Raw genomic sequence first — 24,162 nt, forward strand, 5'->3', positions numbered from 1 at the left:
GGGACTGCCTCCGGTGAATTGATGGTTCGGCAGGACGGCTCGGGTGGTCGGTCTGGTGCGGGGCAGGGAGTGCGGGCGTTCCGGACTGACGTCGAGGGGCTGCGCGCTGTTGCGGTTTTGGCGGTGGTTGTGTTTCATGCAGGGGTTTGGGGAGTTGGTGGTGGGTTTGTCGGGGTTGATGTTTTCTTTGTCATCTCCGGGTTTCTGATTACCGGAATGTTGTGGCGTGAGGTGGCCGCCACCGGGACGATCCGGCTTGCGCGGTTCTACGGTGCTCGGGCCCGGAGGTTGTTGCCTGCTGCGGGGATCGTGCTGGTTGCCACGGCGGTGGGGGCGGCGGTGTTGCTGCCGCCGTTGCAGGCTCGGGCTGTTCTCGGTGACGGGATTGCCAGTGCGTTGTATGTGGGCAACTATCGGCTTGCGCTCAATGGCACGGATTACCTGGCTGCTGATACGCCGCCGTCGCCGTTTCAGCATTACTGGTCGCTGGGGGTGGAGGAGCAGTTCTATCTGTTGTGGCCTGCGTTGATCATTGGAGTCGCCTGGTTTGCGCACCGGCGGAGTCGGCGCGGAGGGGATGCCTCGCCGACTCCGTACCTGCTTGTTCTCGCGGTGGTTGCCGCGGCGTCGTTCGCGGTCTCGTTCACCTGGACTCGCACGTTGCCGCCTTGGGCGTTCTTCGCACTGCCTGCGCGGGCGTGGGAGCTGGCGCTCGGCGGCATCGTGGCGCTCTCGGTGCCGGTGTGGCGGCGGCTGCCGGAATCGGTGGCCACCGTTGCCGGGTGGCTGGGGTTGGCGTTGATCCTGTTTGCCTGTACGCGATTGGACGGGCGGACGCCGTATCCCGGTACTGCGGCGCTGCTGCCTGTCCTCGGCGCGGTGCTGGTCATAGTCGCAGGCTGTGCCGCGACCCGCTGGGGAGTCGGTCGGGCGCTGTCGGTGAGTCCGCTGCGGTCACTCGGTCGACTTTCCTACTCCTGGTATCTCTGGCACTGGCCGGTGTTGCTGCTCGCACCACACGTGTTCGGCCACAGCCTCGACACAGTCGGTGCCGTGGGTGCGGTGGTCACGGCCGGTGGTCTCGCGATGCTCACCCTGTGGTTCGTCGAGGATCCGCTCCGATTCGCGGCTCCGCTACGACGTTCGGCGGCGCTTAGTCTGGCCAGTGGCGGCGGCGTCACCGCGGCAGCCGTCGGAGTCGCGGTGGCGCTGCTGGTGTTTGTGCCCGCTCCGGTCGGTCGTGGTGCGGCGGCCGAGGCTCTCACGGTTATGGCGGCACCGGAGACAGCGTCGTCGCAAGCCATCGATCCGCACGATGCGGCGGTGCAACAGCTGACCGCACAGGTGCAGGCTGCCGTCGCGGCGTCGGCCGAACAGCGAGCTGTCCCCTCGAATCTGTCACCGGCACTGGCGGACGCACCGGGCGACAAGGCCGCGGTGTTCGGAAACGGTTGCGTGCGTTCGTGGCTCGACGTCGGTCAGCCCGAGTGTGTTTCGGGCGATCCCGATTCGGCCAGCACGGTGGCACTGGTCGGCGATTCGCACGCCGCGATGTGGAGCCCGGCGTTCGAACAGGTTGCCGAGCAGCGGCATTGGCGACTGGAGACGATGAGTAAGGTCACCTGCCCGCTGATGGAGCTGCCCATCACCAGCCCCTACCTGGGCCGGGAGTACACCGAATGTGTGCAGTGGCGCCACCAGATCCTGACCCGGTTGCAAGCAGAGCATCCGCGGCTGATCGTGCTGAGCATGTCCCGGCGCTACGGCGGCGACTTCGGCTTCACCACCTACGACCAAGCCTGGATCGACAGCCTGGCCAGACTGACCACGCAGCTACGGGCCACCGGCGCGAATGTCCTTGTCCTCGGCCCCATTCCGGATCCGCACAGCACCGCGCCGACCTGCCTGTCCGACCATCTGGACGACGCACTGGCCTGCGCGCCGACCCGTCAGGTTGCCGTGAACGACGTGGGCATCGCCGCCGAACGAGCCGCGGCGACAGCGGGCGGCGCACAGTACGTCGACCTCACCGAGCTGTTCTGCACCACCGCCCGCTGCCCACTCATCAACCGCAACAACCTCATCTACCGCGACGACAACCACCTGACGGTCACCTACGCGAAAGCTCTCACTCCGATCGTTGCCGCACTGGCCGACCGAGCGCTCGCCGCGCCGGGCTAGTCAGCGATCTGCTCGTTCGAGGTCCTTCCGCAGGTACTGAGCGGTGACCGACTTCTTGTCCGAGATGAGCTGTTTCGGGGTGCCCTCGAACAGCACTCGACCGCCGTGTCGCCCTGCGTCGGGCCCGAGATCGATTACCCAGTCGGCGTGTTTGACGACCTCTAGATCATGTTCGACCACGATGACCGTGTTTCCTTCGTCGACAAGGCGATCGAAGAGGGTGAGTAGCCGGTCGACGTCGGCCATGTGCAGTCCGGTGGTCGGCTCGTCGAACACGAAGACGGTGCCGGTGTCCTGGAGCCGGAGTGCGAGCTTGAGCCGTTGACGCTCGCCGCCCGACAGCGTCGAAAGCGGTTGGCCCAGAGTCAAATACGCCAGGCCAACTTCACGAAGGAGCACGAGCTTGTCGGTCACCTTCTCCTCGGTGAAGTAGGAGAGCCCTTCTTCGACCGTGAGCGCAAGCACCTCGGCGATGTTCTTGCCGCGCAACGTCTTCTGCAATGCTTCGTCGTTGTACCGCTTGCCTTCGCACACCTCACAGGTCACCGTGACCGGATCCATGTAGGCGAGGTCTGTCTCGATGACACCGCGCCCCTTGCAAGCCGGGCAGGCACCGGTGGAGTTGAAGCTGAACAGCCCGGGCTCCGCGTCGTTGGCCTTCGCGAACAAGCTGCGGACGGTGTCCATGATGTCGACATAGGTAGCAGGCGTCGATCGCGAGGAGATGCCGATGCCCGACTGGTCCACCATGACCGCATCCGGGTGCTGAGCGGCGAAAGCCCCTGATATGAGCGAACTCTTACCGGAGCCCGCCACGCCGGTCACGGCGGTGAGCACTCCAGTGGGGATACTCACCGAGACATTGTGCAGGTTGTTCAGCGTCGCCTTGCTGATGTCCAGCGAGCCGGTCGATTTGCGGACCTCATCCTTCAAACCTGTGTGTTCACGCAGCCTTCGGCCGGTGAGCGTGTCGGCCGTCAGGAGCTTCCGGTAGGTCCCCTCGAACACGATTTCGCCGCCGTGCGCACCGGCCTCGGGACCCATGTCGACGATCCGGTCGGCGACGGCCATGACGTCTGGATTGTGTTCCACGACGAGCACGGTGTTCCCGTTGTCGCGCAACTCGGCGAGAAGCTCGTTGAGGCGGTGCACATCTCGCGGATGCAGGCCGACGCTCGGCTCGTCGAAGATGAAGGTGAGGTCGCTCAAGCTGCTGCCGAGATGGCGCACCGTCTTGAGCCGCTGTCCTTCACCGCCGGACAGAGTGGAAGTCTCGCGGGCGAGACTGAGGTAACCCAGACCGATCGACTCCAAGCGGGTCAGAGCTGTGATGGCCGCCTGCACAACGGGTTTGGCGACCCGATCATCGATCTTCCCCAGCTCGACGATCAGCTCGCTCACCTCCATGTCCGCGTAGTCGGCGATGTTCTTGCCCTTGATCTTCGAGGCGAGCGCGGCCTTGTTGAGCCGCCCGCCGCCGCAGACCTCACAGGTGCTGGTCGTCACGACCTTCTCGACGTCCTTGCGCTCCTTGTCCTTCAGCGCATCGAGGCCGTTCTTGAGGTAGCGGCGATTGAACCGGACGACGATGCCCTCGTACTCGTTGGAGTGCGTCACGTCCTTGCCGGGCCGCCGGACCTTGAAACCCCCGCCGTAGAGCAGCTTTTCGTATTCCTCCGCGGTGAACTCCTGCAACGGCTTGTCCGGATCGAACACGCCGGACTCCGCGTAGGTGATCCACGGATAGCCGCCGACGGCGAACAGCGGTGAGGTAATGGCGCCCTCGTTCAGCGACTTCTTCTTGTCGAGCAGCAGGTCGAGGTCGAGTTTCGCGGTGCGGCCCAGTCCTTCGCATTCGGGGCACATGCCCTGCGGAACGTTGAACGAGTACATGGTCGACTCGCCCGCGCTGGGTTTGCCGTGCCGTGAAAACAGCACGCGCAGTATCGGATTGATCTCGGTCATGGTGCCGACGGTCGAGCGGGAACTGCCGCCGATCTGTCGCTGGTCCACCACTATGGCGGTGGACAGATGCGACATGCCCTCGGCGTGCGGCCGCTCGTACTTCGGCAGCCGGTTGCGGATGAACCAGGGGAAGGTCTCGTTGAGCTGTCGCTGCGACTCGACCGCGATCGTGCCGAACACCAGCGACGACTTACCCGAACCCGATACGCCAGTGAAGACGGTCAGCCGTCCTTTGGGGATCTCCAGCGACACGTTCTTCAGGTTGTTCTCTCGGACGCCTTGCAGCGTAATACTGTCGTTCGCTTGCCGTCCGGTTCGATCCGACATATCCACTCCCCTCAGCGTGATCAGAACTAGTTTCCAAATGGAAATTATACCATTACGTCCACGTCATAGGCGTCCAGCCATTCGGCGAGGCGAATCGGCGTCTCGTTGTATAGCCCTCTTTCCTGCATCGATGAGGCACCGTCGACCGGCGCGTTGAGATGCTTGTCGATCGCGTCCAGATTGAACAAAGGCAGGGCAGGAGAACTCGGTTCCGCGACGATCTTCCCCAGTATCTGCTTGATCGCCCGGTCGTACCCGGAATCCTGGGTGGACGGATAAGGTGCCTTGCGGCGTTTCACAATTGATTCCGGGAGCAGATCCGCGGTCGCGGCGCGCAACAGGCTCTTCTCCCGCCCGTCGAAGGTCTTGATCGACCACGGCACATTGAACACATACTCGACCAGGCGATGATCGCAGAACGGGACACGCACCTCGATCCCGCTGGCCATGCTCAACCGATCCTTGCGGTCCAGCATTACCGGAAGCCACCGCGTGAGATTCAGGTAGCTCGCGATCCGCATCCGTCGATCGTGCCCGGTCTCGCCGGTCAGGTGCGGAACCTCTTGCAGGGCAGTCTGATACTGGTCGGCAATGTATTCCGGAAGGTTCAGCTTCGCCGTCAGATCTGGATTCAGGAAAGCCGTCGATTGCTCGGTGATCGAGCGCTCGCCGAGCGCGTGCCACGGAAATGTATTGGCCTGCACGGCCTTTTCGTCATGGAACCATAGGTATCCGCCGAACACCTCGTCCGCGGATTCGCCGGAAAGGGCAACAGTGGACTGCTGCCGTACCGCGCGGAACAGCAGATAGAGCGACGGCCCGAGATCGCCGTCACCGAACGGCAGATCCCAAGCCCGCGACACCGCCGACCGTATGCTCGGCGACACCAGATCCGCGTTGTTCAACAGGATGGTCTCGTGGTCGGTACCGACGTGCCGCACCAACTCCGTCGCGAACGGCTGGTCGGGGGCTTCCCGGAGCGGCTCCGGCGCGAAGTTCTCCACTTGCCCTTCGAAATCCACCGAGAAACTCCGGATACGCTCGCCGCCATCGAGCTTGCGCTGGGCGAGGGCGGTCAACGCGCTGGAATCCAGACCGCCGGACAGCAAAGTGCACAGCGGAACATCGGCGACCAATTGCCGGGCGACAATGTCTTCCAACAACTCTCGGACCTTGCCCACGCTCGCGGGGATGTCGTCGGTGTGCGGCCGGGATTCCAGCTCCCAGTACTTCTCCTCGGTTCGCCGACCATCGCGAACCCGAACAACATGCCCGGGCCGGACCTCGTACATGCCCTGCAACGGTGTCTGCCCGGGCACACGAACAAACGACAGCACATCGCGCAGTCCGTCGATGGTGAGCACCGCCCGGCTCTCCGGATGCGCGAGAATCGCCTTCGGCTCGGACCCGAAGAGGACACCATTCGGGGTCGGATAGTAGAACAACGGCTTGACGCCCAACCGATCCCGATACAGCAGCAGTTCTTCGACACGGCTATCCCAGATCGCAAACGCGAACATGCCGTTCAGCCGCCGCACGAATTCCGTGCCCCACTCCAGGTATGCCCGCAGGACGACCTCGGTGTCGCTCCTGGTCGCAAAGCGGTGACCGTGCGCCTCGAGTTCGTCGCGAAGCTCGGTGAAGTTGTATACCTCGCCGCTGTAACTGATCGCGGCCAGTGGCGTCCCGTCGGGCAGCGTTTCCGGTGTGACCATCGGCTGCTTACCGCCTTCGAGGTCGATCACCGAAAGTCGCCGGTGCCCTAGGGCGCAATGTGGATGCAACCACATGCCCTCGGCATCCGGCCCACGAAAAGCCATGGTGTCCACCATGATCTGGAGAACTCGGCGCTCGGCAGTGAGATCACGATCGAAATCTACCCAGCCGACGATTCCACACATCGTCTTATCCTTTCGCTATCGTCTGCTCACGCGAGGGTCGCCCACACGGTCTTCGGTTCGAGATACGCGTCGAGCCCGGCGCGCCCCATCTCCCGGCCGACACCGGACGCCTTGACCCCGCCGAACGGGGCCGCCGGATCACCCGGTGCCCACGTGTTGAGGTAGACCGAGCCTGCGTGCAGGCGTGCGGCGAGAGTGTGTGCGTCGCTGAGGTTTTGGGTCCATACACCCGCCGCGAGACCGTATTCGGTGTCATTGGCCAGGCGCACGGCTTCGTCGATGGTGTCGAACGGAGCCGCCACCAGAACCGGTCCGAAGATCTCCTCGCGGCAGATCCGCATGTCCGGCGTGATATCGGTGAAAAGCGTTGGGCGAACGAAGTATCCGCCATCCGGCACCGATGCGGGGATATCGCCCGACTTCAATGTCGCACCGGCGGCGACCCCGTCGTGGATATAACCACGCACCCGCCGGTACTGCTCGGCCGAAACTACCGGCCCGCACTCGGTTGCCGGATCCAGCGCCGGACCGACCTGCGCGCTCTTCGCCCGCGCCGCCAGTCCCTCGACAACCTCGTCGAACACACTCGCGTGCACATACAGCCTGGATGCGGCATTGCACGCCTGGCCGGTATTGAAGTAGATCCCGTTGTAGCTCCCGGCGATCGCGGCATCGAGGTCGGCGTCCGGAAGAATGATGTTCGGACTCTTCCCGCCGAGTTCCAGGGTCACCCGCTTGAGCTGCGCGCCCGCCTTCGCGCCGATTTCACGCCCCACCGCGGTAGACCCGGTGAATACGATCTTGTCGACGCCAGGGTGATCGACCAGCGCGGCACCCGTCTCGCCGTCACCGGTCAGCACGTTGACCGTGCCCGCCGGGAAACCCGCCTCCTCGATCAGCTCGGCGAGTCGCAGCGCGGTCAGCGGCGTCTGCTCCGCGGGCTTGAGCACCACCGTGCACCCGGCGGCCAACGCCGCCCCGACCTTCCAGGCCGTCATCAACAGCGAGAAGTTCCACGGGATGATCTGGGCGCACACCCCGACCGGCTCTTTCCTGGTGTAGCACAACGTATTCGGCACCGCGACCGGGATCGTCTCGCCCTCGATCCGCGCCGGCCAGCCACTGAAGTAGCGAAACTGGGCCGCCGCCGCCGGAATATCGAGCGCTTGGGTCATGGTGATCGGCTTGCCCGCATCGAGGGCTTCGAGCTCGGCAAGTTCCTCGCCATTGCGCTCGATGAGATCGGCGATGCGCGCGATGAGCAGGCCGCGGTCGGCTGCGGACAAGCGACTCCACGGTCCGTCGAGCGCGGCACGGGCTGCGGTGACGGCTGCTGCGACGTCCTCCGCTCCCGCATGGGCAATCTCGGTGATATCCCCGCCGGTGGACGGGTCGATCGTGGTGAACGTCCGACCGGCCGCCGCGGCGACGAACCTACCGTCGATGTACAGCAGGTGCTTACGGGACAGGAAGTTTCGGGCCGCTACGCCCACGGTGCTGCATGCGGTATCCATGGGTCCTCCCGGTCCGTGTCAGAAGCGGTCGATGACGGTGATGCCATTGGTGGTGAAATCGCTCATCGCGGAGAGGACTTCCCCGGCGCGATCCAGTGAAACGGTCTGCTGCACCAGCGTTTGTGGCGCGAGCCGACCGGACGAGACCAGCGAGAGCAGCCGCGGATAGCTGGAATGCGGGTTGCCGTGCGAGCCGACGATGGACAGCTCACCGATGGTGATGGTGTCCATCGGGAGCGCGATCTCCCCGGCATCCGCCGCGCTGGTCAGCCCGACCTGGACGTGCCGCCCGCGTTTGCGCAGCGAGCGTACGGAATTCACCACCGTCGCCTGGACACCGAGCGCATCGATCGAGACGTGCGCGCCGCCGCCGGTGACTTCCTGGACCGCCGCGGGCACATCCTGCTCGACGCTCGCGTCGATCGTGTGCGCCGCGCCCTGCTCCTTGGCGAGCGCGAGCTTGGCCGGGTCGATGTCCACCGCGACCACGGAAGCGCCTGCGGCACTGGCGATCTGCACCGCCGCCAACCCGACACCGCCGACGCCGTGCACCGCCAGCCATTCGCCGGGACGAACCTGCCCCTGCTCGGTGACCGCGTGAAAGGCCGTCATGAATCGACACCCGATCGCGCTGGCCGCCACCGGCGTGAGCTCGTCCGGTACTGGCACACAGTTGAAGTCGGCGTTGGCGATCTGGGCGTACTCGGCATAGCCACCGTCGCACCAGAACCCGAGCACCTGCATGTTGTCGCACACGTTGGCCTGCCCCGAACGGCAGTACGCGCACGTGCCGCACGCCAGGTGAAACGGGGTGGTGACGCGGTCGCCGATCCGCACGCCGCGCACCTCGGCACCGACAGCCTTTACCGTGCCGACGATCTCGTGACCCAGCGTGCGCGGCAGCGCGACCTGGCCACCCATCCACCCCCAATCGCCCATCCACGCGTGCCAGTCGCTGCGGCAGATACCGGTGGCGAGCACTTCGAGCACCACGCCGTCGGGTTCCGGTGCGGGATCAGGGATTTCGCGCAACTCGAGTGGGGCGCCGTATTCGACAATCTGTGCCGCTCTCATGGTCGCCCCTTTCAGGAGATACGGATGGGGAGGGTTTCCAGTCCCCGGGTGATGTTGTTCGGTTCCCGGATCGGGTCGCCGGTGAGTTCGAGCGTGGTCGCTCGTTTGGCGAGCGCGCCGAACAGGGCATTCGCCTCCATCGAAGCGAGGGTGCGTCCTGGGCAGTTGTGCACGTCGAAGCCGAAACCGACAGTGTCAGCGGGATTTCGGTCTGCCTGGAAGCTGTCCGGCTCGGGATAGTGGCGTTCGTCCCGATTGGCCGCGGCGTAGGAGACGAGGACCCGGGCGCCCTTGGGAATCGTGACGCCGTCGACGTCCCGGTTTTCGGTGGTGACTCGGGAGAAGTGCTGGATCGGTGTCTCCAGCCGGACGCCCTCCAGGAACGCGCCCGGGACGAGTTTCGGGTCCGCACGAACAGCCGCCCACTGATCCGGGTTCTGGGCCAGCAGCCAGAGGGTGCTGGCGACCCCGGCGATGGTGGTGTCCAACCCGGCACAGGCGTAAGCGCTCATGGTCATCAGTGCTTCGTTCTCGCTGATCTCGCCGCGATCTGCTGCCTCCCAGACGATTTGGCCGAAGCTATCGGGCAGCAGCTTGTCCGGTGTCGCGTCGGCGACGAGATACTGCATGAGCGCCTGTACATCGGGAAAGGTCGACAGCTGACGATCGCCGGGCGGCCCGAAGTAGTTGAAGGCGCCGAGGGCCCACACCAGAATCTTGTCCCGCTGTTCGTCGCGGGGAAAGCCGATGAGGTCCATGACGATGTCGACCGGCAGTTTGGCTCCGAAATCGGTGACACCGTCGAAGTCCTTGCGCCGCATCAGATCATCGACGAGCTCGTCGGCGAGCTGCTCGATATTGCCCGCGACCTGGCGCACATACTTCGGTCGCAGCGCATCGTCCATCACCTTGCGCACCGCGCGGTGGCGCGGCGGGTCCATCGAAAGGAGTGAGCCGTCCGAGAGTTCGTTGGCGGTGGGATTCATCGCGATGCCCTGGGCGGAGCTGAACCCCTCCCAATCGGTGAGCGCCGCACGCACCTGGTCGTATCGGAACAGACCGTAGAGATCGTGTTCGGTCATGTGCACGACCGGACCCAGGTCGCGCAAGGTCTGATAGTGGGGGACCGGGTCGAGGAGTGCTTCGGTGGAGAACAGGTCCAGCTCGGTCTCGACCACGGTCGTCCGTGTCGAGCTGGTCACGGCTGGTCCTTCCCGGCCAGGTCGTAGAAGCACAACCGGGGCCCGGCTTCCGGTCGCGTGTACATCCGGCGACAGGTCAGCTCGGACTTCTCGAACACGTCGAACCAGGCGGCGCGGTCGCGGGGGAGGCCCTGACCGGTCAGCACGTGGATCAGGAAGAAGTCGTCGTCGTTTTCCCTGCTGTCGTAACGGATTTCGGGCTCGCCGACCAGCAGGATCTTCAGTGCCGGGAACGTCGCGGAGATCTCGTTCAACAGGTCGATGACGGCCTGCTCGCCGTGCCGGAAGTGCTCGTGCAGCGCGCTCATCATGCACAGCCCGTCGGCCTCGAAGCATTCCTTGGGCCAGGTCTTCGGGGCGAAGGCGTCACCGACGACGAACTTGACCCGATCCGCCACACCGCAGGTGCGGGCGTGCTCGTTGGCCACCGCGACGGCGTCGGCATCGATGTCCAATCCGATACCGGTCAGCGAGGGGTCGCGCAGGCACGCGTCCACCACCAACTGACCTCCGCCACAACCGATGTCGAGGATGCGTGAGACATTCCGGCCGCGCATTGCTGTCAGCAGGGTCGGTGTGTGGAAGGCGGAGAACAGGGTGTCGCAGTGAGCGCCGAGCTTGCCGCCGTCGCGGATCACGTCCTTGCCGTAGACCGCCTTGCCGGTGAGCAGATCACCGGTCTTGCTGGTCACCATGCCGTACGCGTCGACGTAGACGCCGAGCCTGGCCAGCGAGACGTCGGTGGTGAGGAACTCGCCGAGCCGGGTCAGGTAGAACTCCTCGCCCCGGGTTTCGAGAATGCCCCGATTGACCAGGTAGCGCAGGAAGCCGGGCCCCATATCGGGATCGATCCCGGCCAGCAGGCCGTCGGCGGGGCTGCGCGGACCGGAACGGAGTCGCTCCAGCAGCGGGGTGTCGGCAATGGCCCGTACCGCGTGGCAGACGTGCATCGCGCTGATCATCTCGGGCAGGCCGGACAGCGTGAAGGCCTGCCACTCCCTGCGTTGCTGCTCATCGGTGAGTTCGATGATCTCCGGACGGTGTTCGGTGGTCGTCATCGTTGTTCCCTTTCGAAAATGTTGTCGCCCAGCGCTATTCGGCTACCGCGTAGGCGTGCCGCTTGCGCGGGCTGGCGGCCGCTCGGACGAACTCCTGGTCCTCGGTGAAGCCGGCCGCGCAGACGCGGCCGAGCGAGTACGCGGGGACGAGTTCCACCTCGTGGCCACGCTGTGCCAGCTGCTCGACGACCGCCGGGTCGCAGGTCTCCTCGGCCACCAGCACGCCGGGTCGATGCGCGTGCGGGGTGAAGGACGCGGGCACCTGATCGGTGTGGAAGGCCGTGGTCTCGGTCGCGGCCTGGAAATCGAGCCCGAAGTCGACGACGTTGAGGAAGAACTGCAACGTCCACTGGTCCTGCCGATCGCCGCCCGGTGTGCCGAAGGCGACGTACGGGCGGCCGTCGCGCAGCACCACGGTCGGGCTGAGCGTGGTTCGCGGCCGTTTGCCGGGCGCCAACGAGTTCGGGTGGTCGGGGGTGAGGTAGCCGCACTGGCCGCGGGTGCCGAGCGGGAAGCCGAGGCTCGCGATCGCGGGTGAACTCTTCAGCCAGCCGCCGCTCGGGGTCGCGGCAACCATGTTGCCGTGCCGGTCGACGGCGGTGACGGTGACGGTGTCGCCCTTCGTCGTGGTCTCCTGCAGGATCGTCGGCAATCCGTTGCGCAGCTGGGACATCCACTCCGATTCGGCCTCCGGATAGTCCGGCTCGGACCGCTCGGGGATGAACGAGGTGCGGCCGCCGGGCGCCCCCGGCCGCAGGGACAGCGAGGCGCGGGGCCCGACCAGAGCGCGGCGTTCCCGGCTGTAGTCCTCGTCGAGCAAGGCTGCCAGCGGAACATCGCTGAAGGCAGGATCGCCGTACCAGGCTTCGCGATCGGCCATCGCAAGCTTCGTGCACTCGGTCACGGTGTGCAGGTAGTCGGCGCTGCCCTGACCCATCTTCTTCAGATCGAATCCGTCCAGCAGCGCGAGCTGCTGCAGGAACACCGGTCCCTGCGACCACGGCCCCGGTTTGAACACCTGGTACGGGCCATAGCCGTGACTCGGCGCGGTCTCGACGGTCGCCTGCCACTGGGCCAGGTCGTCCGCGGTCAACAGGCCGCGGTGGCGCCTGCCGGTGGCATCGAGCATCGGACCGGACGCGAGGAACTCCGAGATCTCCTCCGCCACAAAGCCTTTGTAGTAGGCGTCGTGCGCGGCCTGGATCTGAGCTTCGCGGTCGGTCGATGCGGACTCCGCCGCCTTGATGAGGCGCTGATAGGTATTGGCGAGCGCGGGATTACGGAAGCGACTGCCCGCGGCCGGGGCGGCGCCACCCTTCAAGTAGGTCTGACCCGACCCCGTCCACTCCTCGCGGAACAGCGGAGCGAGCACTTCGATGGCCTGCGCGGTTTCGGCCAGCAACGGAAAACCATTGTCCGCGTAGCCGATCGCGGGTTGCAGCACATCGGCCAGGTGCATCGTGCCGAACTCCGCGAGCAACCGCATCCAGCCGCCGAACGCGCCGGGCACGCAGGCGGGCAACAGGCCCGAGCCGGGAATGCTGTTCAATCCGAGCTCGGCGAAGGTGTCGATGCTGACCGCCTGCGGCATCGGGCCCTGGCCGCAGATCTGTTGCACGTCATCGCTTTTCGCGCGATGCGCTACGACGGACAGATCGCCGCCGAGGCCGTTGAAGTGCGGTTCCACGACCTGGAGCACGAATCCGGCGGCGACGGCGGCGTCGAATGCGTTGCCGCCGTTCGCCAGAATTCGCATGCCCGCCGCGGAGGCAAGCCAATGGGTGCTGGCAACGGCACCGGTGGTCCCGGTCAGCTCGGGCTTGGATGGAGGCATGGGGGGTACTCCCTACAGTTCTGAATGCGTAGTTGGAGGTCGTTGCGCGAATGCGAGTTCGACGGCTTACTCCGGCGAAAAGCGGTTACGCGTCCTCGAATATGCGCAGCCCACGGGCGAGCAGGCCGCTCGGGTCGTAACGAGTCTTCGCGGCCCGGAAAGCCGTCCACTTGTCGCCGTAATGGGCGCGCCAGTCCTGCGCGGTGAATCGCAGCGAGCCGATCGGATAGAGCACGGCACCGTACTGATCGCGCGCGTGGGCGAACATTCGGTCGTTGCGGTCCAGCATTTCTTCGATGAACGCCGGATCGACGCCGGGGGTCTCGGCCACGGTGTTGATATCGAGAACGAACACCCAGTCGGAGCCATTCGCCTCGGGCACCGGCGGATACGGCCTGGTCATCCGCGAACGCCGCTGCGGGTAGATCAAACTGATCCCGAATGGCCCGATATCGCGCGCGGTGAGCTGTGTCTGTACCTCGCCGACGTACTCCTCGACGACCGCGCCCGACAGCCACACGTCGTACCAGGGCTTGACCAGCTGATCCCAGCCGACTTCCGCCCGCATACCGTCGACCAGCGTGTCGATCTTGTACACGTAATCCAGGTAGGTGGTGTCGTCGATCAGCGGTTCGGTGGTCAGACCCTCCGCGGCGACCTGATCGTCCGGCGGCGTGGCCGGATCGTAAAGGACTGTGGCGTACAGCCGGTGGGTCGGCTCCGACTCCGGCGAGTACATCTCGGCATAGACGTGGTCGATGGCGGGCCGCTCGATGAGCGTGCGCATGTCGCTGAAGAACTTGCCGTTGTCGGTGTACTCCAGCACGTAGCTGCGGGCACGTTCCGTCGCGGGCACGAGGTCGAGCACGGCCTTGGTGATGACGCCACACTGTCCGAGCCCGCCGAGTACCGCCTCGAACAGATCAGGCTTGTGCGTGGGCGAGCAGCGCTCGATATCGCCGGTCCCGGTGACGACCTCGAGTTCGCGCACGTGGTCGACCTGCAGGCCGGTGTTCAGCGCGCCGACGAGACCGCCGAGGCCACCCACCGAGAGGGTCCCGCCGACGGTCAGCGAGGTGTAGCCGGTGATCGCGGGCGGTGTCAGTCGCGGTGACTGCTCGTATGCGGCTTCGATCAAGTCCTTCCACAGGATCCCGGCGTCGACTTCGGCGACGTCCTTGCCGATGGAATGGATGCGATTGAGGTACTTGTTCTCGATGACCAGGCCGTCGGTGAGGCCCTGGCCGAGGGTGGTGTGTGCCGCGCCTCTGACCGACACGCTCACGTCGTGCGCGCGGCAGAAGCGGATCATCGCGGCGATGTCGTCCGCCGAGCGCGGCCGCAGTACCGCAGCGGGCTGGTGGTTGGTGATGTTGCCCAGATCGGTGGCGACTGCTTGGCGCGCCTGCTCATCGACGAGTAACTCACCGTCCAGCGCGGGCGCGGTAGCGAACGACAGGCCCGCATTCTCGCCGGTGACCCAACTGCGCTCGAGCGGATCGAAACCCACGATCGCGGACTGTATTGTGCCGGCGCTGAATTCAGGCACGGCAAACTCCTTTCGACGCAATGGTTTGACCGATGGCAAGCACTATGGCTGCGGCCAATTTCCACTACATCGAACATATCCGGACTGGTGTGCCCGGCACATCCAGAGAATCTTCAAGTTACTGTCAAAAGCTCTTGAAGCCGTAAATCGGTGCAGGCTATGACGATATCGGCGCGGGTTGGGTGGACGCGTTGATAGCCTCGGCAACCTTGCCGCACAGTTCGGCGAAGACGGTCTGCTCGGCCGGGGTGAGCACGGATTCGGCGATCTTGGCGTTATCCCGCCTGCATGCCGCCGCGCGGTCCAGGAATTCGCGTCCGGCCGGGGTGAGCGAGGTCGTCTGTTCCCGCCGGTCCGTACCGAGCGCCGCCTGTTCGACCAGGTCCTGATCTTTCAGCACCCGAAGCGCTTTCGACATCGTCGGCCGCGACACGCTCAGTGCGTTACTCAGCGACGACGGCGTCATCGGGCCACGCAGGCGCAGCATTTCGAGCACGTCGTACTGCTGCCAACTCACCCGCTCGGGGGTCGTCCGGGTGCGTTGCGCCACCAGCACACACGTCAGGTGAGCCAGCGCGTTCTCGATCCCGTCCTGCCAGTCGAGTACCTGGCTGTTTTCGTTTTCGTCAACAGGCACTGGCCGCTCCTCACCCGGTCATGGACTTGATTTCCCGCTGGAAACTAGTTTACGGTATCAATTGCTACACCAACTCGTACTCTGTCATACAGGAGGAGTGGTCGTGAGGGAGCGTCAGCGAGTGAACCAAAGACACAGCGCCCCAGTGCGTACGACGGAACCGAGCGTTAGCGAGGTGGAGTCGTGAGCACCTCGGGTACGCACCCGACTACTGTGGGATGGTTTGAAATCGCCGCCACTGATCCGGAGCTCAATAAGCAGTTCTACCAGCGGATATTCGATTGGCAATTCACCTCGTTCGGCCCCGGCTATTACACGATCACCGCGCCCGGTGCGCCGTCGAGTATGGGCGCGTTGCGCCGAGGCAGCACGGACGCGCTGTGGATCAGCGTGGTCTGTGATGACATAGCGGCAACGATTCCGCATTTGGAATCGTTGGGCGCCAAGGTTTTCGAGGATCCCGCCCGTACTGCTGCGGGCGACCTGCACGCGGTGATCACCGATGTACAGGGGAACAAGCTAGGCCTGTTTGAACCCGCTGTGCGCGAGGCTCGTTCGGCCCCGGTGCCGAACGCCACGGCGTGGTTCGAAATCGGGACAACGGATTTCGCGGCGACACGGAAGTTCTACGAACAGGCCTTCGGCTGGAAGTATGAGCGCGACGAAGCCGCTGAAGGGGCGATCTACTACAGCATTCACCCCGGCGGTTCGAAGGAACCGATCGGCGGGACGATGGATGTGTCGACCCTGCCGAACCCGGCCGATTACGCGATTCCGGGACTGCTCGTCACCGACGTCCCCGACCTGCTCGCACGCTGCGAACAGGCTGGCGGACAACGCCTGATGGATCCGTTCTCCGACGCGACCGGTCTGATCATCGGACAGTTCACCGACCCGTTCGGCAACCGGTGGACCGCGTTCGCCCAGCCATCGGACAGCTGACACCGAATCGCACATTCCGCCCCGGAGGGGAGCTATGCCTTTCGCCGTATACGTGTTGGGCCTGGGTGTTTTCTGCCTCAACACGACCGAGATCATGGTCGCCGGGCTCATCCCCGGCATGTCGAGCGACCTGGGTGTGTCGATTGCCGCCATCGGTTACCTCGTCTCGATCTTCGCCTTCGGCATGGTCGTCGGCGGGCCGGTGCTGATCGTCGGCTTATCCAAAGTGCCGCAGAAGAAGTCGCTGATCTGGCTGCTCGTGGTGTTCGTTGTCGGGCAGACGATCGGCGCTCTGGCCCAGGACTACTGGGTGCTCGTGGTGGCGCGGGTAGTGACCGCGCTGGCCGCCTCTGCCTTCTTCGGCGTCGCCGCCGCGGTGTGCGTGCGACTCGTGGGTGCCGAGCGGCGCGGACGCGCCATGTCGGTGCTGTACGGCGGCATGATGGTCGCCCAGGTGGTCGGTCTGCCGGTGGCCACCTTCATCGAGCAGCACTTCGGCTGGCGAGCCAGCTTCTGGCTGGTCGACGCGTTGGCGGTGGTGTGTATCGCGGCGGTCGTCCTGCTGGTTCCGTCCGGCGGTAACACCCAGACCATGGACTTCCGGTCGGAGATCCAGGCCTTCCGGAACCTGCGCCTGTGGGGTGCGTACGTGACCAACGCCCTCGTCATCGGCTCGGTGGTGGCCGGATTCACCTATCTCTCACCGATTTTCACCGACGCGACACACTTCGCGCCGGCGACCGTGCCGCTGCTGTTCGCCGTGTACGGGATAGCGACGGTGGTGGGCAATGCCGTCGTCGGCCGGTTCGCGGACCGCTATACGCGGCCGATCCTGTTCGGCGGGCTGATCGCGTTGATGCTGGTACTCACCGCTTTCGCGCTGTGCGTCGAATACAAGGCGCCGACGCTCGTCGCCACCGTGCTGCTCGGCCTGGTCGGTCTGCCGCTCAACCCGGCGATGGCCGCCAGGGTGATGTCGATGTCGAACGAGGGTGCACTGGTCAACACCGTCAACGGATCCGCCATCAACATCGGTGTCGTGCTCGGCCCGTGGCTCGGTGGTATCGGGATCAGCACCGGGCTCGGCCTCGCGGCACCGCTGTGGATCGGTGCGGCGATGGCGCTGTGCGGGCTGCTCACGCTGATACCCGATCTCGTGCAACGCGCGCACCCGTCCACCCAGGACAGCGGCGCGATGCAGCCCGCCGAGGAGGTCGGGAAGCGTTTGTGAGGAGCGCCGATTGCATTGCGGCGTAACATAGTTTGCGGACGAAATCGTCCATTTCGAGCGTTCACCGAGGCCATGCCTTGGTGAACGCTCGTTTCAATCCCATTGTGCGCTGGAGTAGCCCGTCCGGGCCGGACTAAACCCCCTGGCAGGCAAAGGTTTCCGGCAAGTGTCGACAATTGTTGTCTGACGGCGATTTAAGAGTTTCTTGAACCCCTTTTGATTGCCCCGGACGTCGCTGTCCGTCGAGTATGGAAGGTGCTGGGACATTCCCTCCCACAGCGGTGAGGGACCCGCCATGAGCACATTCGGGACGGAAAGGCATCCGATGCACGGGCTTGACATCGCGCCGAGATTTCACCACCTCGCCATTCAGACCGACGACGTGGACTCCACGATCAGGTGGTACCAGGAATTCCTCGGCGCCACAGTGGAATGGAAGCTCAACAACTTCTCGCCACTGACTCTCGAGCGACTGCCGGGAATCGAGAAGCTGGTTGAGCTGAAGACGGGGGACGTGCGGTTTCACGTCTTCGACCGGGCCGAGCACACGCAAGACGGCCCGGACCCGCTCGGCTACCAATATCAACACGTCGGTATCACGGTGAACCGACCGGAAGACCTTGTCACGCTTCGGGAGCAGTGGCTGAAGGCGCGGCAATCGACCGACCTCGAGTGGGCCAGGGACGAGGCACCGTCCGACATCGTGACCGATCCGGACGGCATGCAGAGCTTGTACGTCGTGGACCCCAACGGTCTCGAGATGGAGTTCCTCTACTTTCCTGGAGCAGGGTCGTGAGTAGCCGTAACGGACATGATTCGAATGGGCGTCGTCCGCCCCCACTGCAGCCGCACGTGCTGTTCATGCCGCCGGTGGGCGACGACTTCGAGGGATCCGCGGATGCGGACAACGAGGCGGCGGCTGTTGACCGAGAAATGTTGGACTACCCGGTCTTCGGCGCCCACCCGGTCGAGGAGGAACGGTTGTTCTGGTACCGCTGGATCGCGGGACACCAGGTCTCGTTCCTGTTGTGGCGAGCTATGCGCGACGTCGTATGTCATCACTCCGACGACGATGCCGACGGGCCCGGCGAGCGCGAACTAGACCTCCTATCCGCCTGCCTCGACGGGTACAGCGCGATGCTGCTCTACTCGTCCACCGTCCCCCGGGACCACTATCACGCCGACATCAGGGTGCGAATGGCGTTGCAGCACCCGGCATTCAGCGGCACCTGGGCACCGGACTATCGACCGGTCCGTCGACTCTTCCGCGGCAAAATGCCGTGGCAGGACGACCCGTCGTGTGCGGCGCTCGGCAAGGCGGTCGCCCGCAACGAAGAGACGCACAGTCACATTGCCGATCACCTTGTGCCGGACGGGAATTCGCTGCTGCAGCAGTCCGTCGGCGCACCGGGTGTGAGCGTTTCGCGGGAGAAGGAGGACCTGTACGACAACTTCTTCCTGACCATGCGCCGCCCGGTGAGCCACGCCGAATTCGTGGGACAGCTCGATTCCCGGATCGCGGATCTCACCGCGGACCTGAAGCACAACGGGCTGTACCCCAACGTCGACGGCCACCACCACCCGGTCGTCACCAAGTCCGGCGGGGCGATGCGACCGCTGGTCACCGACATCCTGCACGTGCTGGATCGGGCGGCCCGGCTGGTATCGGACATGCGACTCGAGGAGGCGCGCCGATGAAACACGGCATAGTCCTGCTGCCCGAGCACGAGTGGAAGGTCGCCGCCGACCGGTGGCGCGCCGCCGAGCAACTCGGCTACCAGCACGCTTGGACCTACGACCACCTGATGTGGCGCTGGCTCGCCGATCGCCCGTGGTACGGCTCGATTCCGACCCTCACGGCCGCCGCCACCGTCACCAACTCCATCGGCCTCGGCATGCTCGTGGCCACCCCGAACTTCCGCCATCCGGTCGCGCTCGCCAAGGAACTCGTCACCGTCGACGACATCGCGAGCGGACGGCTGATCTGCGGACTCGGCTCCGGCGCACCGGGCTTCGACGCGAGCGTGCTCGGCGGGCCGGACCTCGGCCCGCGCGAGCGGGCCGACCGATTCGAGGCGTTCGTCGAACTCCTCGACACCGTGCTCGTCCGTGGCTCCGTGACAAAGGTGTCACGCTGGTACACCGCGTCGGGCGTGAGTTTCCATCCGCGCGCCGAGGACGTGCCGCGCCTGCCCTTCGCGGTGGCCGCGACCGGCCCGCGGGGCATGGCGCTGGCGGCCACGTTCGCGCGGTACTGGGTTACCTCCGGCCCGCCCAACGACTTCCGCATGCGACCGCTGCGCGAGGTCGTGCCCACGTTGCGAAACCAGGTGCGCGGCATCGACGCCGCGTGCGAGCGGGCGGGCCGGGATCCGGCCACCCTCGGCAAGCTGTTCGTCGCCGACGCGGCGGTGGGCGGGATCACCAGTTCGCTGGCCGCCTACGAGGATGCCGCCGGCGAGCTCGCGGAGGTCGGCATCACCGATCTCGTCGTGCACTGGCCGCGGCTGGACCAGCCGTATCAGGGCGACGAACAGGTCGTTGTCGACTTCGCCGAGAAGCACCTCGGAGGCGAGTGATGCGAGTACTACGAGTGGACATGTTCGGTGCGGCGCCTGGCCAGGGCAGCACCCTGGACGTGCTCATCCCGGACGGCCGGTGCGACGACGATGTGGTGGCCGAAGCCACCGAGTATGCGCGCCAAGGTAATTCGGACGAGAGCGCGCTGGTCAGCGAATGCTCCCGAACCCAAAAGACTTTCGCGTCGCGAATCTTCAACACCGACGGCGAGACACCGTTCGGCACGCACTCGCTGGCGGGCGTGGCCGCCTGCCTGGTCGGCACCGGCCAGCTGGCGCCGGGCGAAGTCGGCCGCACCGCCGAGGTCGGCTGCCAATGGTTGTGGACCGACGGCAACGAGGTACGGGTGCCGTTCGACGGACCCGTTGTGCACGAACAGATTCCGCACGATCCCGAAGTGTTCGGCTGGAACATGGGTACGTCGCACGCCGGTGGCGTCGGCCGCGCCTTCAACTTCGTTCGGGTCACCGAGGACCCACGATCCTTGCCCGTCCCGGATCTCGATCGCATGCGGGAGCTAGGGCTGACGGATCTCACCGCGTTTCGCTGGGACCCGGATCGACAGGAGGTACTGGCCCGAGTGTTCGCGCCCGGCTTCGGCATTCCCGAGGACGCCGGTTGCCTGCCCGCGGCAGCCGCGCTCGGTCTCACCGGGCTCGGCCTGACCGACGGCAGTCGGGTGACGGTCCGCCAGGTGACGGCCGACGGTAGCGAGTCCGTATTCGGTTGCACCGGTTCGGTGCACGACGGCACCGCGAGCGTGCAGATCACCGGGCAGGTATGGGTTCCGGCGATCGACGACGAGCAGAAAGTGAGCGAGGCTTAACGCTTCTTCTGTCCGAAAAACAGGAGATCTCACGCTCAGACCGCAACCGAACCAACCGCCCGAAGGAGGTCATCCGATTGTCTTACATCCTCAACACGTGTGTGGCCGCGCTCTGCCACAGCCAGAATCACCCTGGCAGCGTTCCGATCCCGGCCTTCGGTATATCCGCAGCCGTGGCATCGGAAGGTTCGTTCGCCGAGTTCGAGTCGCTGCTTGGCTCTCGCGAAGCAACTCGAACACGTCATGCTCGTATGTGCGGGCTGCACCAACACCACCCTCCGGCCGGCCCGCCTGCCACGCTCGATCAACCCTCGCTTCGCCGCACCGATAGCGGCGTCAGCGGCCTTACGCGCCATCGTGGACTTCGTCAGGAATTTCGGCTTGAAGTCCTCTACCGCGATCACATCATGATGGTCGACAACACTTTTCGCCCAGACACGCGAATCGTGTCGGGTTTGCCGAGCCGCCTTCTTATGCAGCTTCGCCGCCACTCGCGCGGCTCGTTGATACCCACCAGACTGCTGGCCGTGCTTGACCCTCCGGCGGGCCATCTTCCGTTGCGCCCGAGCCAGTTCCGCCGCGGCGCGGGCACGATACCCACAGTAGGAAAGATCGAATGCCGAGTTTGTTGTAGTGGCTGTGGTTCGCACACCCCAGTCGATGCCGATGCCACCCTCCGTCTTGGCAGCGGGCTCGACGGCGCGACGGACGACGAACGACACATACCAGTGTCCGAGCGAATCTCGTATGATCCGCACGCTGGTAGGTTCGGACGGCAACTCCCGCGACCACACCACCGGGACGCTGATGCCCTTGGCCAGCATCAACCGCCCATCGCTGACGGTGAATCCGCGGCGCGTGTACTCCAGCGACACCAAAGTCCTCTTGCGGGCCTTGAACACCGGTCGCCCCCGGCCCTTGACGGTGAACGACTGAGTGAGCGCTTGCGCATAGGTCCGCAGCGTCTGCTGCTGTGCGACCTGCGAACCCTCCCGCAACCACGCACTTGCCGAACGGGCCTCGGTCAGAAGCTTTCCAAGTCTGGCGAAAGTCAGCCTGTTTCCCGACTTCTGCTGGTGGACGGCTTCATTCCACAAGAACCGGCAGCGATGCCACTCAGAGATCAGGGCCGATTCCGCAGTGCGGCCCGGCCGCATACGAAAGCTGTACCGCACCACCTCATCCATACCCCACAACCTAGCCCGCACCACCGACACCGATTGGAGGACAGCGCTTCCTCCTCCTCATGAAACGAGGGGTATCGGCGCTAAACATCTGATGACAATTCTGCCGGAGTCCAGAGCAACTATGCCAAGCGCGGGTAACTCCCGCCTGCTCGATGAAGCGCGACGTCGTGACGATCTTGCTCCGCTCACCGAGTACGTGCGTGCGTTCGCAACCGACGGCGTCATCCACCTGAACGGAAACTCTCTCGGCCCGCCCCGTAGCGGCCTTGCGGCCGAGCTCGATCGCGTCGTGACCGGCCAGTGGGCGCCTCGACAGGTGCAGGCCTGGTTCAAGGACGGCTGGCTCGATCTGCCGCGGACGGTCGGCGACAAGCTGGGCACCTTGCTCGGTGCGGGGCCCGGTCAGGTGGTGGTGGCCGGTGAGACGACCTCGACGACCTTGTTCAACGCACTCACCGCCGCCTGCCGCCTGCGTCCGGACCGTCCGGTGCTGTTGATCGAGGCCGAGTCGTTTCCGACCGACCTGTACATCGCGGATTCGGTGGCCAAGCTTCTTGACCGCGAGCTCGTTGTCGAGTCGCGCGACGGCTTCGATACTTACCTGCGGGACAACGGCTCTCGGGTGGCGGCGGCCCTCGCCGCGCCCGTGGATTTCCGCACGGGAGAGCGACGCGAGATCCGCCCGACCACCGCGCTGTGCCATGCCGTCGGAGCTATATCGGTGTGGGACCTCAGCCATGCCACCGGTGTGCTGCCGGTCGATCTCGACGCCAACGCGGTCGACCTCGCCGTCGGGTGCGGTTACAAGTATCTCGGCGGCGGGCCGGGCGCACCGGCTTTCACCTACGTCCCCATCCGGCTTCAGCCGACAGTGGACTTCCCGCTGTCGGGTTGGCACGGGCACGCCAAGCCGTTCGCGATGGTGCAGACCTTCATCCCGGCCGACGATATCGATCAGGCACGCACCGGCACGCCGCCGCTGCTCAGCCTCGTCGCCCTGAATCATGCGCTCGCCCCGCTGGTCGAGGTGGGTATTCACGAATTGCACCGGCGTTCCAGCGAACTCGGCGAGTTCTTCCTGGAGTGCCTCGCGGACCGTAGCCCGGAACTGCTGGGCCGGCTCGCCTCCCCGTTGGACGCGGACCGCCGCGGCGGACACCTCGCGTTGCGAGTTCCCCAGGCGGACAAGGTCGAAGAAGCACTCGCCGACAGCGGCGTGCTCGTCGACGCCCGGCCGCCCGACCTGATCCGCTTCGCCTTCGCGCCGCTGTATGTGACGCACGAGCAGGTGGCGAACGCAGTCGACGCATTGTGCCGCGCCGTGGAAGGAGTGCAATGACCCGCGCCCCCGAATACGTTGCGCCCGAGTACGTTACCTACGCCCACATGGACGAGCTGCACGAGCTGCAACGCCCGCGCAGTGAAGCCCGCGGCGAGATGAACTTCATCCTGATCAGTCACGTCAAGGAGCTGCTGTTCCGTGCGGTGATCGACGATCTCGACACCGCCCGCTGCGCCTTGCAACGCGACGACGTGGCCGACACCTGCTTGGCGCTGGCCCGGGCGACCCGCACGCAGCGGGTGCTCGTGGCCTGCTGGGAGTCGATGAACGGCATGTCGGTCGACGAGTACGTCGCGTTCCGGGATGTGCTCAACGACGCCTCGGGCACCCAGTCGTTCGCCTACCGCGCCTTGGAATTCGTGATGGGTAACCGGCCGGAACGTCAAGTGACAGCGGCGATCCGGGACGGCCACGCGATGCTGCGGGCGGAGCTGGCCGAGCCGTCACTCTACGACGCGGTACTGCAATACCTTGCCCGGCAGGGGTTTCCGATTCCGGTCGACTGCGTCGCGAAACCGCCGACGCAGCAACACGAGTCGAATCCGCTCGTCGAAGACGTGTGGCTGGAGATCTATCGGCACCCCGACCGGCATCTCGAGACGCATCGGCTGGCGGAGTGCCTGCTCGAGGTCGCGTATCAGTTCTCGCACTGGCGCTCCACCCACCTGCTGGTGGTCGAACGGATGCTCGGCGGCAAGAACGGAACGGCGGGCACCGACGGAGCACCGTGGCTGCGCACCATCAACGAACACCGCTTCTTCCCGGAACTGTGGACCTTCCGCACCCGGCTCTAGACGCGGCAAACACCGATC

At 65.3% G+C, this 24,162-nt stretch carries 19 protein-coding genes; 9 read left to right on the forward strand and 10 right to left on the reverse strand.

Translation table 11 applies throughout. From position 1 onward, the window contains the following. Positions 1 to 21 precede the first annotated feature (21 nt). Positions 22 to 2,181, forward strand: a complete 2,160-nt coding sequence (locus tag ACQPW1_RS20110) for an acyltransferase family protein (RefSeq protein WP_433665292.1) — start codon at positions 22 to 24, stop codon at positions 2,179 to 2,181. Here the strand turns inward: ACQPW1_RS20110 and ACQPW1_RS20115 are convergent, their stop codons facing one another. The 9 genes from ACQPW1_RS20115 to ACQPW1_RS20155 all read right to left on the reverse strand — a co-directional run bounded on the left by ACQPW1_RS20115 (position 2,182) and on the right by ACQPW1_RS20155 (position 15,242). Then, on the reverse strand, positions 2,182 to 4,473 hold the full coding sequence (locus tag ACQPW1_RS20115) for an ATP-binding cassette domain-containing protein (RefSeq protein WP_433664222.1): 2,292 nt from the start codon (positions 4,471 to 4,473) through the stop codon (positions 2,182 to 2,184). It lies immediately after the preceding gene. A 44-nt stretch (positions 4,474 to 4,517) separates the two neighbouring features. Continuing rightward, positions 4,518 to 6,374, reverse strand: a complete 1,857-nt coding sequence (gene asnB / locus ACQPW1_RS20120; protein ID WP_433664223.1) for an asparagine synthase (glutamine-hydrolyzing) — start codon at positions 6,372 to 6,374, stop codon at positions 4,518 to 4,520. A gap of 26 nt (positions 6,375 to 6,400) precedes the next feature. Continuing rightward, positions 6,401 to 7,888: an aldehyde dehydrogenase family protein gene (locus ACQPW1_RS20125; RefSeq protein WP_433664224.1), complete on the reverse strand. Its 1,488-nt coding sequence runs from the start codon at positions 7,886 to 7,888 to the stop codon at positions 6,401 to 6,403. Positions 7,889 to 7,906: 18 nt separating this feature from the next. Beyond that, the gene (locus tag ACQPW1_RS20130; RefSeq protein ID WP_433664225.1) at positions 7,907 to 8,962 is read right to left on the reverse strand and encodes a zinc-dependent alcohol dehydrogenase family protein; all 1,056 of its coding nucleotides are present in this window, start codon (positions 8,960 to 8,962) and stop codon (positions 7,907 to 7,909) included. Positions 8,963 to 8,973: 11 nt separating this feature from the next. Then, on the reverse strand, positions 8,974 to 10,164 hold the full coding sequence (locus ACQPW1_RS20135; RefSeq protein WP_433664226.1) for a cytochrome P450: 1,191 nt from the start codon (positions 10,162 to 10,164) through the stop codon (positions 8,974 to 8,976). Next, positions 10,161 to 11,222, reverse strand: a complete 1,062-nt coding sequence (locus ACQPW1_RS20140) for a methyltransferase domain-containing protein (protein WP_433664227.1) — start codon at positions 11,220 to 11,222, stop codon at positions 10,161 to 10,163. The genes ACQPW1_RS20135 and ACQPW1_RS20140 overlap by 4 nt, the downstream gene beginning before the upstream one ends. A 34-nt stretch (positions 11,223 to 11,256) precedes the next feature. Beyond that, a complete protein-coding gene (locus ACQPW1_RS20145) occupies positions 11,257 to 13,056 on the reverse strand; it encodes a gamma-glutamyltransferase family protein (RefSeq protein WP_433664228.1) in 1,800 nt (599 codons plus the stop codon). 85 nt (positions 13,057 to 13,141) lie between these two features. Further along, the gene (locus ACQPW1_RS20150) at positions 13,142 to 14,605 is read right to left on the reverse strand and encodes an FAD-binding protein (protein WP_433664229.1); all 1,464 of its coding nucleotides are present in this window, start codon (positions 14,603 to 14,605) and stop codon (positions 13,142 to 13,144) included. A 157-nt stretch (positions 14,606 to 14,762) separates the two neighbouring features. Then, complete coding sequence (locus tag ACQPW1_RS20155; RefSeq protein WP_433664230.1) at positions 14,763 to 15,242, reverse strand: MarR family winged helix-turn-helix transcriptional regulator; 480 nt, start codon at positions 15,240 to 15,242, stop codon at positions 14,763 to 14,765. Between the two features lie 183 nt (positions 15,243 to 15,425). On the opposite strand from ACQPW1_RS20155, the gene ACQPW1_RS20160 reads away from it, so the two are divergent. The 6 genes from ACQPW1_RS20160 to ACQPW1_RS20185 all read left to right on the forward strand — a co-directional run bounded on the left by ACQPW1_RS20160 (position 15,426) and on the right by ACQPW1_RS20185 (position 20,821). Beyond that, positions 15,426 to 16,184 carry a VOC family protein gene (locus ACQPW1_RS20160; protein WP_433664231.1) on the forward strand — a complete coding sequence of 253 codons (759 nt, stop codon included), beginning with the start codon at positions 15,426 to 15,428 and terminating at the stop codon, positions 16,182 to 16,184. A 34-nt stretch (positions 16,185 to 16,218) separates the two neighbouring features. After that, positions 16,219 to 17,415, forward strand: coding sequence for an MFS transporter (locus ACQPW1_RS20165; protein WP_433664232.1), 1,197 nt, complete (start codon positions 16,219 to 16,221; stop codon positions 17,413 to 17,415). Positions 17,416 to 17,710: 295 nt separating this feature from the next. Then, a complete protein-coding gene (locus ACQPW1_RS20170; protein WP_433664233.1) occupies positions 17,711 to 18,211 on the forward strand; it encodes a VOC family protein in 501 nt (166 codons plus the stop codon). Continuing rightward, positions 18,208 to 19,113, forward strand: coding sequence for an L-tyrosine 3-hydroxylase (locus tag ACQPW1_RS20175; protein ID WP_433664234.1), 906 nt, complete (start codon positions 18,208 to 18,210; stop codon positions 19,111 to 19,113). Before ACQPW1_RS20170 ends, ACQPW1_RS20175 begins: the two co-directional genes overlap by 4 nt. Further along, complete coding sequence (locus tag ACQPW1_RS20180) at positions 19,110 to 19,994, forward strand: LLM class flavin-dependent oxidoreductase (RefSeq protein WP_433664235.1); 885 nt, start codon at positions 19,110 to 19,112, stop codon at positions 19,992 to 19,994. Before ACQPW1_RS20175 ends, ACQPW1_RS20180 begins: the two co-directional genes overlap by 4 nt. Continuing rightward, positions 19,994 to 20,821, forward strand: a complete 828-nt coding sequence (locus ACQPW1_RS20185) for a phenazine biosynthesis protein PhzF (protein ID WP_433664236.1) — start codon at positions 19,994 to 19,996, stop codon at positions 20,819 to 20,821. Before ACQPW1_RS20180 ends, ACQPW1_RS20185 begins: the two co-directional genes overlap by 1 nt. 35 nt (positions 20,822 to 20,856) lie before the next feature. Here the strand turns inward: ACQPW1_RS20185 and ACQPW1_RS20190 are convergent, their stop codons facing one another. Beyond that, the gene (locus tag ACQPW1_RS20190; protein ID WP_433664237.1) at positions 20,857 to 22,008 is read right to left on the reverse strand and encodes an RNA-guided endonuclease InsQ/TnpB family protein; all 1,152 of its coding nucleotides are present in this window, start codon (positions 22,006 to 22,008) and stop codon (positions 20,857 to 20,859) included. A 121-nt stretch (positions 22,009 to 22,129) separates the two neighbouring features. On the opposite strand from ACQPW1_RS20190, the gene ACQPW1_RS20195 reads away from it, so the two are divergent. Together ACQPW1_RS20195 and ACQPW1_RS20200 are read left to right on the forward strand one after the other, a co-directional pair. Beyond that, positions 22,130 to 23,347: an aminotransferase class V-fold PLP-dependent enzyme gene (locus ACQPW1_RS20195; protein ID WP_433664238.1), complete on the forward strand. Its 1,218-nt coding sequence runs from the start codon at positions 22,130 to 22,132 to the stop codon at positions 23,345 to 23,347. After that, positions 23,344 to 24,144 (forward strand): tryptophan 2,3-dioxygenase, encoded by an 801-nt coding sequence (locus tag ACQPW1_RS20200; protein ID WP_433664239.1) that lies wholly within the window; start codon positions 23,344 to 23,346, stop codon positions 24,142 to 24,144. Before ACQPW1_RS20195 ends, ACQPW1_RS20200 begins: the two co-directional genes overlap by 4 nt. Positions 24,145 to 24,162: the final 18 nt, after the last annotated feature.

This window comes from Nocardia sp. CA-128927, assembly GCF_050955855.1.
GTDB lineage: Bacteria > Actinomycetota > Actinomycetes > Mycobacteriales > Mycobacteriaceae > Nocardia.